Source organism: Bacterioplanes sanyensis (assembly GCF_002237535.1).
GTDB classification, from domain to species: domain Bacteria; phylum Pseudomonadota; class Gammaproteobacteria; order Pseudomonadales; family Oceanobacteraceae; genus Bacterioplanes; species Bacterioplanes sanyensis_A.
On the sequence record NZ_CP022530.1, the window covers coordinates 2,127,727 to 2,141,937 of the forward strand.

Here is a 14,211-nt window from a genome sequence, read left to right on the forward strand (position 1 = left end):
AGGTGTTGCTATATCTGCGATGTAGGGGCTAGCATTGAGTAGTCGCTGAGTATATTGAAATGCTTTTGGCTATTGTGTCATGCATAGGTATTGGTGTACAGCAAAGCCAAACCTGTTTTTCTGAGCTGTAAATGTTTCGATTCACACACCTTTTTAACTTGAGCGCACCAAGAATGGCTCTGGTGTTACCATTTTTTCTTGATAGTTTGAAATAGAGATTATGTCTTTAGAGCAAGTTACCTATGACCTTGATGAGGTTGAAGGGCTCTCTGATGAAGAGTTGTATCAACGACTCTACGAGAGCTGGTGGGTTTCGAATGGAAAACTGGAAGTATGGGGTAAGATCCAAAATGGTCGGGATTTCGTTGACAGAAAGAACCCGACTCGCCTTTTTGAGATTAAATCCCTCCAGACTGGATTGGAGGCTGAATACCCTATTAATGCTCGTTTCCCGATGAGCAAAGGCATTTTTGTGTCCTTTAAAAGTGTTGAAGAGTTGTTTGATATAGAAGATGGAAGTTTTGTCTCATGCGAACTGACTTTGGCGCCTCGAGAAGAACGCGAAAAACATGAAAATCCATTCGAGTGCAATGTAAAAGTAAGTTCAGTCCGTCGGCTTGTAAAACTCCCTAAATATACAGCGAATGACATCATCATAGGTGATGAAAATATTTTTCTTGATAATGCTGTCTATGATCTGCACTATCAGAACGTTCGATCAAAAATTGACAGTGAAGAAAGTGCGCTGAGAGAGAGGCTCGAGCGCGAAGTATCGTCATTGAATGGGCAGATATCACTACATCAAAATCAGCTTAAGCAAACCCAAGATGAACTAAGCCAAAAGAATAACGTTCTATCTGAAACGATTGAGAAATTCTACAAGCTTGAAGGTGAGCACTCTGAGTGGCAACAAAAAATTGCACTGCAAAAAAAGATGGAAGAAGCGATGTCTAAAAAAATTGAACGCTTACAAGCTTATGTGGAAAGTAAGGCTAGATTTCTAAAAAGCTTTGAGTTTTTGGATGATGAATATTTTGACTCTTTTGTTGGTAGTTGTTCAGGCTCGGAGCGGAAAGGAGAGATTATATCTTTTTCACAAGCTCTTGATTCGAGCTATGCTGATGCAGTTTCATACATTCAAACGCACCTTAAAGAAAGAGATGTTCTCTACCCGCGGTACATTATTGAGAACTACCTGACGCTTATTCGCACTAATGACCTCATCATTCTGGCGGGTGACTCTGGCTCTGGCAAAACAAACTTGGTTCAGTCGTTTGCAAAGGCAATTGGTGGGGTATCGAAAATCATTCCGGTTAAGCCTAACTGGACCAGTTCAGAAGACTTGCTGGGCTATTACAACCCGCTAGAGAAGAAATACTTGGCGACGCCATTCCTTGAGGCACTGAACGAGGCTAAGCAAAACCCAAATATCCCATATTTCATCTGCTTAGACGAAATGAACCTTGCCCGAGTGGAATATTACTTTGCCGATTTTCTCTCTAAGCTAGAGGAACGTAACGAGCAACCGACGATTCAACTTTACTCGGATGATGAAGCCGCACATGTTCTTGCCGAGCTAAAAGGGGTTGTTTCGATCATTTCCAACGCGCAAGAAAAATTCAGCAAAAATGGCATCGTGGACTTCGTTGCGCTTATGCAAGATGAAGAGATTAACGCTGAAATTAAACGCGCATTTGGCTTTAGCGATAAAGATTCACTGATCAAATACCACGGTGATATCAGACGCATGTTGGCTGGTGTTCTCGGCACGCCCTCGTCGATCACAATTCCCGCGAACGTAAGAATTATCGGTGCTATCAACATCGACGAAACGACCCATTATTTATCACCAAAAATTCTCGATCGTGCGCATGTAATGAAGTTTAGGAGTCCTTTGTTGACCGACTGGGATGCCATTTTTGATGAGATTGACTCGTACGGACTCGACGATGTTACTTTACCGCTAGTGTTTGATATTGCGGAGCTTGGCGAGCGTGCCCCTTACCCAAAATTTGAACGCTCAAATGACTTCTGCGAGTTCTTCACCACCTTAAATCGAGAAGTGTTCGACCTGCTTGGCGTGGAGTTTGGTATGCGTACCATTCGACAAGGGCTTAACTATGTAAACCTGTTTAGCGATGTAAACGACAATAAGTCTCTGGCCATCAACAACTTTATCCTTCATAAGGTACTGCCAAAATTCACATTTGATGGCGATAAGCAAGTGGGTGATTACAGTAAAGCTGAGCTTGTTAGCCGAGTATTCTTACCTCGCCTTGAATCGCTGTTGGATAACCAAGCAGAGATAGCGGCGGAGTTTTCATGCACCAAGTCGGTAGAGCGTTTGGTTAAAACAGCTGAATCGAATGATGGCGTTGTGAACTACTGGGCGTAATCATGGAAGCTCCATTCATTATCAAGTTTATCGAGACCAAATGGCACGATAAGCAAACCTTAGTCAGTGTTAGTGAGTCGGAGTACTCGCTAAAGCTTGAGCAGGTTGGAAACAACGCCTTTTCCGCACACACCACCATCTACCCTAAGGTCGATAAGCTACGTTTTGCTCAACTTGCGATAAAAACTAAGAATGGTGATCAGTCACCGCCCTACATTGCCATGCCCAATGGTGAGAGAAGGCAGTTAGAGTCGATTACCGATCCCGCTTCTAATGAGGTGTGGTGGGTTGAGCCTGCCCATTGGGATGCAAAACAGCGGGTTTGGCGCAGTGAAGCGCGAAGGACCGCTGGCCAAATCACGTTTGTCATTGGTACCTCAATACTAAAGCTTGATATTGATATCTCCGAACAGACCACATCGGATCTTTCCCGCTACCTGTCAGACTTTAAAGCGGATTTGTGGGAGTTGATTCTCGATGAGAACAGCCATATCACGGGCGAAGCTAAAAATTCTCAGGTTGCAGCCGTCGACCAAGAAGCTCTGTCTCTGGTTTCATCTATTCTGACTAATGCGCAAGCCATCCTCAAAAAGCCTAAGGTAGAGCTGAAAGAAGTACAAGCATTAAAGCCTGTCAAAGAAGTGCGCCCCGTTCCGCGCACCTTTATGGAGATTTGTACTAAAGGCTCGCGTAAGAATTTAACAAGCCGCGCATCTGAGCCAAACTATAACGTACCAGAGAATCAATATGTGCTGTATGTGGTTTCGAGCACGCTGAGCATTGTGAAACAATTGGTTAGGGTGGCGGAGAGTAAAAAAAATCGCTTCTCTGGGGCTTTTGAAAAGCTCAATGATCGTTTATCAGAGCTTAAAGGTTACAAAAAAGTAAACCGGGATTTGCTTGTTAAAGACTTTGAAAGATTAAAGCGGATTTGTGATGTTGATTTCATTAGTGACGGGTTGAATAAGGAACTGGCTTTTGTTAATGCGGAAAATGAATTCTCAAGTCTACAAGTGATTGACATATATATTAGAGTAAAGGGTGCGGCAAAGGAAATAGACGGTTGGTTTGTTGAGTTTAAATACTCCCCCGGTGAGGCTTGGCGGTCATGCGAGGATGGCAAGAAAACCATTTTAAAGCCGTTGCCGCCATATTTTTGTTTGTTTAAAAAGGGTTTGGATTACAAGGTTAGAGCAAATATTTATTCGCATTCCAGTACCTCTGGGCGTTCAGTGATATTAACGATAAATTATATGGCCAAAATGAGGGTTGGTAAAGGTTCTGATGCTATTCAAAAGGCGAGGAATAGTCTTGAGAAATTAGAAAAAAAAGGCGTCAATCTAAGAAAAAACAACTGGAGAGAAGAGCTGACAAAAGAAGAGCTCGAAGAGCAGGAGAGAGAGCGAGCTACTATTGAAAGGCGCCGTAGCTACTTTGATGCTGAACGTGAAAAAGTAGGAATAGTGCATCAGGTTCTGGCGCCTAAAGTAAAGCCTTTCCAACAGGTTGAGAAGGAATTTCGTCAATGCAAAGTTAGAAGTAAAAGCACTTTTCCAAACTCGATGGCATTTGTTCAGAATCCTGCGTACCAAGCGGTCCATTCAGGTTTTAAGAAGTTAAAAGAGCAGGTTGGTTTGGCCGATGAGGACATTTTGCTTTCGCTGGAGAAGATTGAGGCGATTGGGCTAGTCAATATGCCATTGCTTTATGAGAGGTGGTGTTTTCTCCAAATCATTAAAGTGCTGATTCAGGTATTCCGATACCAGCCGGAAGAGTACTGGAAGCGTAAGCTGCTAGCGAATATTCAAGGCAATGAAAAACAAATCAGAATTCAGTTTTTCAACCCTGCTGTTTCAAGAAAAGTCACCTTACAATACGAACCATTCCTAGCCAATGGCAAACGTCCTGATTTTGTTTTGGATGTGGAAGCGACTACCAAAAGTGGTTACCAGATTTCAAAGCGACTAGTGATTGATGCGAAGTACTATTCAGCAGCCTATCTCAAGTATAGAGGTGGAATCAAAGGCGTTATTCATGAACTATACAGCAGCAAAGATTATAGTGAAGGGCAGAACAATAGCGTTTTTGTGTTCCACCCTGTGTTAGGTGCAGTTAAGGAGGTTGTCTCCCCTCAGGAGTGGGCGAAAGACAGTTATTTAGGTGAACTATCCATGTTTGACTGGGAGCCTGCATGCCATGAACGCAAAACTACAAGTTATGGTGCGGTATGTGCTAACCCAATCAAATCGCAACGCTATCTGGATGAAATTCAGCGTATTTTAGGGATGTTTTTGCAGTATGGTATTGAGAATAATCAGTCTTCTAATCGGAGGTCTGATGATACGGAGGCTGTGAATTTCTGTATTTCTTGCGGATCCGAAAAGGTAGTTGATGTAACAAATTCGGGTAGATATAATTCAAAAAAGCGGTGGTATCAGTGTTATGAGTGCGATCAATTTACTGTGTATAATCACTGTGGTGAATGTAATACACGATTAATCAAGAATGGTTACTATTGGACCTACCTTTCTTTGATGCCAATGTCATCAATTAACATCAAATGTCCGAGTTGTGAGTCACCTGTATGACGGTGTTTTGTTATGTTTTGACTGAACGTTTTTTAGATGGCATTGCTTAAGCTAGATTGGTTTCAATTGGCTTGGCTATACATGTGGTCGGTAAATGTTAGATTTTCATTATTCTTATATTCAGCGTAAGTGGTGTCTTAGCTGGTACTACAGTATCTCGTAAAGGAAGGCCTGTCTAACTGACCAGGCTGCTATCATTTCTCCTTCTTATTTCCTACAGGGAGCTTAATAAGTCCAAAGGTGCCGAAAGCTAGAAATTCCCCTCCATAAGCGTTTAACTCATAAGCATGTGATGTACGTTTTCACAAACATATGGCCCGGCCGGAAGTAACCTGCCTGTCTCATAACTGTCGATGATCGCCACAAGCGAACGTCACCGACTTTACAAGAAATTCCTGTAGCTCTGATCGGTTGATTGGTCGGGTGATAGGTGGATAATATTGTCAAGGACGCATAGGGTTTACCCATTCTGAGCATTGAGGGTGTTGACTATGGGCAGTGCTGTGCAAAATATCGTACATATTGGTAGCTGAACAAAGGGTTCTATAAGGCTAGTAACACCAGTGGGTGCTTTAGTGTAAAATCTCGGCGGAAATGGAGTTATTTTTATAAATATGAATAAGGAACCTGCCAAATGAGATTTACGCTGTTAGCACTTTCAGTTGCTGCCTCCATCATATCGGGTTGTGGTGGGTCAGGCTCTGGCTCGTCATCTGATCCGGTGACTGTTGATCCCGATCCCGTGACTGTCGAACCTGAGCCTACTCCACCCATTGACAATACCCCAACAACGAATAGCTCCATTTTTAGAGAGTTAGTAGGTGGCGGCGTCCATATGTGCGGCATAACACCAGACGATGCTCTGTATTGTTGGGGTGAGGATGCCGTCGGCGAAACAGGCATTGCACAAAACGTAGAAAAGCGTTCACTCCGTCCCACTAAGGTTGCTGATTTGCCACCGCTCAAGCAAGTCGTTGCGGATTTCGGACGCACCTGCGCGGTTGACGAGGCGAACTTGGTTTGGTGTTTGGGAATTGGGCGAAATGGTTGGGGTGACGACGCCAGTGAGCGCGATATCCCAATGCAGCCTTATCAAATGTTCGAACTGGCACAAATCGACAGGCTGGCGATGAGCCAAGATGCCGTATGTGCACAACAACTGGGTGCAAGCATGTATTGTTGGGGTAATAACGCCGACAATAACCTTAATGTCGCCAGTGACTCTACTTATGTTGTATTCCCAAGCGAGTTTACATGGGGCGATTTAGACAAAAGCAGCTCGGTGGCCATGGCGTCGGGAAGTACCTGTTTGCTGCCGGAAAGCGGAATCCCATACTGTTTTGGGTACAACCATAATGCTGGTTTAGGAACAGGCAGTGAGAACGATCATATCGTTACACCTGAACCTGTAGTGATGCCAGACAATATTCAATTCTCAGAAGTTGTCGCAGGCTTTGGTTATTTTTGTGGTGTGAGCCAAGATAAAGAGGTCTATTGCTGGGGCTATTATGGTGAATCCAGCGATAACAACGTTGAGCTTATCAAGGCGCCCAAAAAAGTGGATGCTATCGACAACGTTGAGTCATTGACCGCCGGGTACAACGGTGGCTGCGCGTTGACATCGAGTGGCCAGGTAAAATGCTTTGGTGGCAATGAAACCGGCCAATTACTGCGTCAGCGTTCATCGTCAGGTTGGGTGAATGAGGCTGTTACGATACCATTGCCCGGAAAAGCAGTCGCATTGGCATCTTCGGAATACTTCAATTGTGCCATCGGTGATGAGGCATTTGATGGCGATGTTATTTGCTGGGGAGATATTGCTTCTGAAGACTATCTAAATCCGGACCCAGATGTGGATAGAAATTACTTTGGCACAATACGGCTAGAGAAGGCTATTCATCCCTAGGTTGAATGAACCTTGGGTGGTCAGATATGGGTGATCAGATATGGGTGGCCAGATATAATTGGCCACCTTTTTAGGTTTTATGCATGACTTTTACTTTCTGATGTTTTACCTAGGTAGATAGGGGCTGGTTGGAGATGATTTTGCACTAGAGATTTTTTGGCAGGATGTCTAATTTTTGACATGCCGTTGATTTTCCTAATTCTATTACACAAAGAAAATATAAAATAGAGCTTCTTTTTTGGGGGTTTTATCTGCGTGTCATATGCCCTTTTCGCATATGCCTCTTTCGCATGTGGCTTTGATGGGGCTAGCTAGAACAGTAGAGTAAACATCATCGATAAAATAGCCAGTGTTGAAAAGTAGTCATCAATAGCCGAAAGGCTACTTTTATCGTGATGGATTGTCTCAGTGGGTATTACAATAACTTGTGACGGAAAACCTGCCTTAACTGACCAGTCTGCCATCATTTCTCCTCCTTATTTCCGACAGGAGACTGAGTAAGTCTAAAAGTGCCGTAAGGTAGACAATACCCACGGTAAGCGTTTAAATCATTACCATGTGATGTACGTTTTCACACAAATATGGCCCGGCCGGAAATAACCTTCCGACCTCATAACTGTCGATGATCGCCACAAGCGAACGTCACCGACTTTACAAGAAATGCCTGTAGCTCCGGCCGCTGATCGGTCAGTGACAGGCACATAATATAGTCATGGACGCATAGGGTTTACCCATCCTGAGCGTTGAGGGTGTCAACTATGGGCAGCAATGCACACAATATCGTTATCGAAGCCGTCCCCGGTTCCAAATACACGGCTAAAACGCCGGATGCCAACGGCCTGATTCACTATACGGCTGAAGAGAACTTGGTCTGGAAAGACCTGATTGAACGCCAGCAAATTGCCATTCAGGGCGTTGCCTGTGAGGAGTTTGTCCATGGCATGGAGCTTCTTGGGTTACCGCAAGAGCGTATTCCTCAGCTGGCCGAGGTATCCGAGCCTCTTGGGCATGCCACGGACTGGAGTGCCGCGGCGGTCCCCGCGCTGATCCCTTTTATTACCTTCTGCCAGCTGCTCGCCAATAAGCGCTTTCCCTGCGCTACCTTTATCCGTGCTCGTGAAGAGCTGAACTACCTAGAAGAGCCAGATATTTTTCATGAGGTGTTTGGCCATTGTGCGATGCTCACCAACCCCAGCTTCGCGGCGTTTACCGAAGCCTACGGTAAGCTTGGGCTGGAAGCCAATGACGCGCAAAGACGGTTCTTGGAGCGGCTGTACTGGTTTACGGTGGAGTTTGGGCTGTTAAAAACCTCTGTAGGCACTCGCGTTTATGGCGGAGGCATTTTGTCATCCATTGGCGAAACTCAGTACGCCTGCAGTACTACACCGGATCTGCGTCCATTCAATGTGTTGGATGTGTTAAGAACGCCTTATCGTATCGATATTATGCAGCCCATTTATTATGTGCTGGACAGCATCGACGACCTATTTGAAATTGCACACATGGACCTATTCTCTGAAATGAGAAAAGCCGAGCAGCTGGGCATGTTTGAGCCGCTGTTTCCTCCAAAGTCTGCGCAAGCTGGTTAGATCCGCCTGCGCCAGACGGTGGATGGCTCATGCAAGGTTCTGGGATAAGTTTCGGTCCCGGTCCTGTTAGTGCTGGGTGTGCCGCGCATCTCTGCGCTTGATTCACAGGTTTCCTACCGCTCGGAAATCTTATCCATGGCTTCAGCCAGATCGATATCCTTTTGGGTGAGGCCGCCGGTATCGTGGGTTGTTAAGGTGGTTTCCACTCGGTTGTACACATTCAGCCATTCTGGGTGATGGTCGGCGGCTTCTGCCTCATACGATACACGCACCATAAAGCTCATGGCATCGCGAAAATCGGCAAATTTAAACACTTTGTGAATGGACTGTTTATCTGTGGACAACTGCCAGCCGCTGGCTGCCAGCGCTGCAGGAATCTCGGTAAGATTTGCCATTTAAATTCTCCTGTTGTTAATGTTTGACATCGTCGACGAGCGACCTTGACGCCCAGAGATAGTGCTAATGCTGCTTTTTACTATGAAGTAATTTGTTTGGAAATGTCCATCGCCGCAAGAGCTGTTGTTTTGATAAAAATGAACGCAGCCTCTGGGTTTATCAGAGCTGTATAGCCGGCTTGCTACTTAAACTGTCGAACCTTTTTCTGGCCGTTTTTCAAAGGTCGTGTTTAGCTCGATCGCTCATGAAAACACGCATCAACCTTCAAATTGCTGAAACGCTTTCCCGACCAGTTCGGCGATAATGCCTCCGGCTTTTCCCAGTGGTGGCTCATTGCGATAGACCAGCATGGGAGTAAACGACACCCGCGAACCGGCGCGATAATCCAACTCGATCAGGCTGCCTTCGGCCAGCTCTTTTCTGACCTGGAACACCGGCATCCAGCCAAACCCAAGGCCCATCTCAATTGCAGTTTTTTTGGCCGAGAAACTGTGCATATAAAATACACGATCGCCGCCGAACTGCATGGAATCCGAGCGAGAAGACGCATGCTCACTGGTATCGTTGATGGTCAACTCGACATGGTCGTGCAGCTGATCCAGCTCGATGTTGTTTTCTCCGGCTAGGGGGTGATGGCTGGCCGCCACCAGTACGAGGCTAACAGGCGTCAGTGGCACCGCCGTGAGGGAGGGGTGTGGCACATAGTCCTTGGCCAGCATGATGTCCGCGTTGTCCTTTTCAAAGCGCATCTGCACGCCACCCAACGCTTCTACCTTGACCTGGATGCGCGTCGGAATGTCCCGATCAGCCAGGGACTTGAGCGCCCCCATGATGGGCACCATGGGCAACGCGCCGTCAATAACCAGCTCCAGCCGCGGCTCCCAGCCTTCGGTGTAGCGCTCAGCCAGGCTTTCAATGCGCTTGGCCAACTGCAGCATGCGTTGGGCCTCGGCCCACAGCGCTTGGCCCCTGGGGGTGAGGGTGGCGCGGTATTGGCTGCGGTCAAAAATGTCGATGTTCAGTTGTTGCTCCAGCTTGCGGATCTGGTAGCTCACGGCAGATTGGGCTTTGTGCAGCTTAGCGGCGGCTTTGGCGAAACTGCCCTCCTGCATGATGGTGTCCAAAACCCTGAGGGCTTCCATATCCACTTTCATCGGCGTACCCGTCACTCTCCATTGGTGTATATCTATATCTAACTAATAGATGGAGATGATGCAAATATTATTCTTTTTTTAGTGGTTGAACGACACACAATGGAGTCATCGATCAGATTTCGGACGAGGCTGTACGCATGCCGTTTTATGTCAAACAAGGTGAGTTGCCCGCCAAGCATCATGTGACTTTTTACAAAGATGCTCAGCATCCGGGTGTTCAGGCCGGGCAGGAAGAGGAGTTGTACCGGGAGGAGCTGGTGTCGACCCATGGCTTTTCCAGCCTGTACAGCACCAAATACCATCACAATATGCCGACCAAAAGCCCGGCCGTTGAGCGACTGCACATTGAGCACGGTGCCCTGTGGCAAGACAGTTTGGTACAAAACTATAAACTCGATAGTCGCAAAGCGGATCGCCAGGGCAATTTTTATAACGCTCGCAATCGTCTGTTCTTCAATCAGGATCTGTCGATTCACACGGCGCGGGTAACAGAACCCACCGATCAGTTTTATCGCAACGCTTACGCCGATGAGATTATTTTTGTCCATGAAGGTGAGGGTGAGCTGCTGTCGGAATACGGACGCCTAGAAGTGCGGCAGTGGGACTATCTGGTGATTCCACGAGGCACCATTTATCAGCTTCACTTTAATGATTACGACAAGGTTCGCCTGTTTATTGTCGAGGCGAACTCCATGGTGGAGATTCCCAAGCACTATCGCAATGAATACGGTCAGCTGCTAGAAACCGCTCCTTACTGTGAGCGGGATATTCGAGCACCGCGGTTGATGGACCCAATTGTGGAGCAGGGCAACTTCCAGGTCATTAGTAAATATCGCGATCAATACCAGGCGCATCAGCTGCAATGGCACCCATTCGATTTGGTCGGTTGGGACGGCTATCTCTACCCTTGGGCATTTAATATCAAGGATTTTCAACCCATCGTCGGCAAAATCCACTTGCCGCCGAGTATTCACCAAGTCTTTGGTGGCCAAGGTTTTGTGCTCTGTAACTTTGTGCCTCGTCTGTACGACTTCCATCCAGAGGCCATACCGGCACCGTATTATCACTCGAATATTGATAGCGACGAGGTGCTGTATTACGTCGATGGCGACTTTATGAGTCGCACAGGTATTGATGCCGGGTATGTCACCTTGCACCAGGGTGGCGTACCGCACGGGCCACAGCCGGGTAAGACAGAAGCATCTATCGGTGCCAAGGAAACGCAAGAATATGCCGTAATGGTGGATACCTTTGCGCCATTGCAACTGACTGAACACGTTAAAAACACCATGGCGAGTGACTATCACCAGTCATGGCTCGAATCTGAATAAAAACTGAAGCTAAAAAATAACAAAGATAGCAAGCGAGGTAGCACCATGAATACTCAGTTCACACCAGAGCATCAAGCAGACGATACGCAGAGCAACCCGCTGGGCCTGCGTGGCATTGAATTCACCGAATTCGCCACGCCAGACAGTGATTTTATGGAAAAAGTGTTTTTGGATTTCGGTTTTTCCAAGCTTAAATCCTTCAAAGGTAAGGATATCCTGTACTTCAACCAAAACGATATTCACTTTTTGATGAATAACGAGCGCAAGGGCTTTTCTAAGAGCTTTGCTGAGCGTCATGGTCCGGCCATCTGCTCGATGGGCTGGCGCGTTGATGATGCCCAGTATGCCTATGAACAGGCAGTCAAGCGTGGTGCAAAGCCTGCCAGTGATGTCGATAAAGATCTGCCTTACCCTGCCATTTACGGTATTGGCGATAGCCTTATCTATTTTATCGACCTGTTTGGTGACAAAGGCTCCATTTATGATGCTGATTTTGACGACCTAGAGCAGCCGGTTCGGGTGCCTGAAAAAGGCTTTATGAATGTCGATCATCTGACCAACAACGTTTATAAAGGAACCATGGAAACCTGGGCTAACTTCTACAAAGATATCTTTGGTTTTACTGATGTTCGCTACTTTGATATTCGCGGCAAAAAAACCGCATTGATTTCCAATGCACTGAAATCGCCGGATGGCAGTTTCTGCATTCCGATTAACGAAGGCAAGGACGACAAAAACAACCAGATCGATGAATACCTGGATGAATACCATGGCCCTGGCGTTCAGCATCTGGCATTTGCCTCTAGAGACTTGCTGTCATCTTTGGATGCCATGGAAGGAACCAGTATCCAGACGCTGGATATCAATGACGATTATTACGACCAAGTGTTCGACCGTGTGCCGAATGTGACTGAAGACCCAGCGCGCATCCAGAAACATCAGGTGTTGGTGGATGGTGATGAAAAAGGCTATCTGCTGCAGATTTTCACCAAAAACCTGTTTGGCCCGATCTTTATCGAGTTGATTCAGCGCAAAGAGCATCACGGCTTTGGCGAAGGCAACTTCCAGGCATTGTTTGAATCCATTGAGCGGGATCAGCAAGCCCGCGGTGTTATTTGAGGAGGCTGCAATGAAACTTGCCAGTCTTAAACAAGGGCGCGACGGTCGATTGATCGTTGTGTCCCGTGATCTTAAATCGGCGGTTGAAGTGCCACATATTGCTGGCACTTTGCAGCAAGCATTGGACCTGTGGGCAGAAACGGAGCCCAAGCTGCAAGATGTCTATCAACAGCTGAACCAACAATCTTCTGACTTAGCGGGTGTATTTGAATTTCGCCCGCAGGACTGCGCCTCGCCGCTGCCGCGCGCCTATCAATGGGCCGATGGCAGTGCATACGTCAATCACGTAGAGCTGGTGCGCAAGGCTCGCAACAGTGAGGTGCCTGATAGTTTCTGGACTGACCCGCTGATGTATCAAGGTGGATCAGACAGCTTTATTGGCCCTTGTGATGACATTGCCCTGGGCTCCGAAGAGTGGGGCATCGATTTCGAGGCAGAAATCGCCGTTGTTACCGATGATGTGCCGATGGGCGTGCCTGAAGATCAAGCAGCAAAGCATATTCAATTATTGATGCTGGTGAATGATGTTTCTCTGCGAGGCCTGATTCCTGCGGAATTGGCTAAAGGCTTTGGCTTCTTTCAGTCAAAACCGTCGAGCAGTTTTTCTCCGGTTGCCGTTACGCCCGACGAATTAGGCCCTGCTTGGGAAAACAGCAAAGTGCACTTGCCGCTCAATGTTGACTATAACCGTCAACCTTTTGGTCGCGCCAATGCCGGTCAAGATATGACTTTCAACTTTGCTCGTCTGGTATCTCATGCGGCGCACACGCGTCCGTTATCTGCCGGCACCATTATTGGCTCAGGAACCGTCTCCAATAAGCAAAATACGGAACATGGATCGGCCATTAGTGATGGCGGCGTAGGCTACTCCTGTATCGCCGAAGTGCGAATGATAGAAACCATCAATACCGGTGCTGCAAAAACCAGCTTTATGCACTTTGGCGATCAGGTGCATATTGAAATGCTGGACAGCGATGGCCAGTCCATTTTTGGTGCCATTGATCAGACGGTCGTTGAGTACAAAGGCCATCAGTCATGATGACGCTGTATGACTACTGGCGCTCATCTGCAGCCTATCGGGTGCGGATAGCGCTCAATTTAAAAGGCATTGCTTACGAAAGGGTGCCGGTGGATCTGCGATTAGGTGAGCAAGGAAAACAAGCTCACCTCAGTCGCCAACCTCAAGGGCTGGTTCCTGCATTGCAAATTAGTGACGATGAGTGTTTGACTCAGTCCCTTGCGATTCTGGAGTGGTTGGAGGAGGAGCATCCTGACCCGGCCTTGTTGCCAAAAGATGCGACCATGCGCGCCAGAACTCGAAGCCTGATGAATCAGATAGCGGCAGATATTCATCCTTTAAATAATTTGAGGGTGTTGAAATATCTGGTGAATGACCTGGGGCTATCTGAGGAGAAAAAAACTCAGTGGTATCATCACTGGATTGGCGTTGGCTTTTCGGCCCTAGAAAAGCAGTTGGGCGATGGCCCTTACTGTATGGAGGATAAGCTGACTTATGCCGATGTTTGCCTGATCCCCCAAGTCTATAACGCCTATCGCTTTGAGGCTCCCATGGCAGCATTTCCAAAAATCCGCGCCGTCTACGAGCATTGCTTAACACTGTCAGCATTTTCTGAAGCGGCTCCGGAGGAGTAGGTGGGCTGCTTTTTAGTATTTCTGAGATATTTATTCCGCCTCCTTGTAAGGCCTATGAGGTGGCGGGCTTTACTTTTTCC

10 protein-coding genes are annotated in these 14,211 nt (G+C 47.0%); 8 read left to right on the forward strand and 2 right to left on the reverse strand.

What is annotated here, in order from left to right:
* Positions 1-220 precede the first annotated feature (220 nt).
* The 4 genes from CHH28_RS10010 (at position 221) to phhA (ending at position 8,478) form a co-directional block, all read left to right on the forward strand.
* Positions 221-2,395, forward strand: coding sequence for an AAA family ATPase (locus CHH28_RS10010; protein ID WP_094060175.1), 2,175 nt, complete (start codon positions 221-223; stop codon positions 2,393-2,395).
* Between the two features lie 2 nt (positions 2,396-2,397).
* On the forward strand, positions 2,398-4,983 hold the full coding sequence (locus CHH28_RS10015) for a nuclease domain-containing protein (protein ID WP_094060176.1): 2,586 nt from the start codon (positions 2,398-2,400) through the stop codon (positions 4,981-4,983).
* A 634-nt stretch (positions 4,984-5,617) separates the two neighbouring features.
* Positions 5,618-6,889 (forward strand): RCC1 domain-containing protein, encoded by a 1,272-nt coding sequence (locus CHH28_RS10020; protein ID WP_094060177.1) that lies wholly within the window; start codon positions 5,618-5,620, stop codon positions 6,887-6,889.
* 758 nt (positions 6,890-7,647) lie between these two features.
* Positions 7,648-8,478, forward strand: a complete 831-nt coding sequence (gene phhA, locus CHH28_RS10025; RefSeq protein WP_094060178.1) for a phenylalanine 4-monooxygenase — start codon at positions 7,648-7,650, stop codon at positions 8,476-8,478.
* 113 nt (positions 8,479-8,591) lie between these two features.
* Here phhA and CHH28_RS10030 read toward each other — a convergent pair whose 3' ends face one another.
* Together CHH28_RS10030 and CHH28_RS10035 are read right to left on the reverse strand one after the other, a co-directional pair.
* A complete protein-coding gene (locus CHH28_RS10030) occupies positions 8,592-8,873 on the reverse strand; it encodes a 4a-hydroxytetrahydrobiopterin dehydratase (protein WP_094060179.1) in 282 nt (93 codons plus the stop codon).
* Positions 8,874-9,131: 258 nt separating this feature from the next.
* Positions 9,132-10,028: a LysR family transcriptional regulator gene (locus CHH28_RS10035; RefSeq protein ID WP_094060180.1), complete on the reverse strand. Its 897-nt coding sequence runs from the start codon at positions 10,026-10,028 to the stop codon at positions 9,132-9,134.
* A 137-nt stretch (positions 10,029-10,165) separates the two neighbouring features.
* Between CHH28_RS10035 and CHH28_RS10040 the strand changes: the two genes are divergently transcribed.
* The 4 genes from CHH28_RS10040 to maiA are packed head-to-tail and all read left to right on the forward strand — an operon-like array spanning position 10,166 to position 14,131.
* A complete protein-coding gene (locus tag CHH28_RS10040) occupies positions 10,166-11,359 on the forward strand; it encodes a homogentisate 1,2-dioxygenase (protein WP_094060181.1) in 1,194 nt (397 codons plus the stop codon).
* 45 nt (positions 11,360-11,404) lie between these two features.
* The gene (gene hppD / locus CHH28_RS10045; RefSeq protein ID WP_094060182.1) at positions 11,405-12,478 is read left to right on the forward strand and encodes a 4-hydroxyphenylpyruvate dioxygenase; all 1,074 of its coding nucleotides are present in this window, start codon (positions 11,405-11,407) and stop codon (positions 12,476-12,478) included.
* Positions 12,479-12,488: 10 nt separating this feature from the next.
* A complete protein-coding gene (locus CHH28_RS10050; protein WP_094060183.1) occupies positions 12,489-13,517 on the forward strand; it encodes a fumarylacetoacetate hydrolase family protein in 1,029 nt (342 codons plus the stop codon).
* The gene (gene maiA, locus CHH28_RS10055; protein WP_094060184.1) at positions 13,514-14,131 is read left to right on the forward strand and encodes a maleylacetoacetate isomerase; all 618 of its coding nucleotides are present in this window, start codon (positions 13,514-13,516) and stop codon (positions 14,129-14,131) included. Before CHH28_RS10050 ends, maiA begins: the two co-directional genes overlap by 4 nt.
* The last annotated feature ends 80 nt before the right edge of the window (positions 14,132-14,211 follow it).

What these genes read in the sequence shown, in the direction of transcription:
- CHH28_RS10010 (WP_094060175.1), top strand. Translation starts at nt 221, where the DNA reads ATGTCTTTAGAGCAAGTTACCTATGACCTTGATGAGGTTGAAGGGCTC.
- CHH28_RS10015 (WP_094060176.1), top strand. Translation starts at nt 2,398, where the DNA reads ATGGAAGCTCCATTCATTATCAAGTTTATCGAGACCAAATGGCACGAT.
- CHH28_RS10020 (WP_094060177.1), top strand. Translation starts at nt 5,618, where the DNA reads ATGAGATTTACGCTGTTAGCACTTTCAGTTGCTGCCTCCATCATATCG.
- phhA (WP_094060178.1), top strand. Translation starts at nt 7,648, where the DNA reads ATGGGCAGCAATGCACACAATATCGTTATCGAAGCCGTCCCCGGTTCC.
- CHH28_RS10030 (WP_094060179.1), bottom strand. Translation starts at nt 8,873, where the DNA reads ATGGCAAATCTTACCGAGATTCCTGCAGCGCTGGCAGCCAGCGGCTGG.
- CHH28_RS10035 (WP_094060180.1), bottom strand. Translation starts at nt 10,028, where the DNA reads ATGAAAGTGGATATGGAAGCCCTCAGGGTTTTGGACACCATCATGCAG.
- CHH28_RS10040 (WP_094060181.1), top strand. Translation starts at nt 10,166, where the DNA reads ATGCCGTTTTATGTCAAACAAGGTGAGTTGCCCGCCAAGCATCATGTG.
- hppD (WP_094060182.1), top strand. Translation starts at nt 11,405, where the DNA reads ATGAATACTCAGTTCACACCAGAGCATCAAGCAGACGATACGCAGAGC.
- CHH28_RS10050 (WP_094060183.1), top strand. Translation starts at nt 12,489, where the DNA reads ATGAAACTTGCCAGTCTTAAACAAGGGCGCGACGGTCGATTGATCGTT.
- maiA (WP_094060184.1), top strand. Translation starts at nt 13,514, where the DNA reads ATGATGACGCTGTATGACTACTGGCGCTCATCTGCAGCCTATCGGGTG.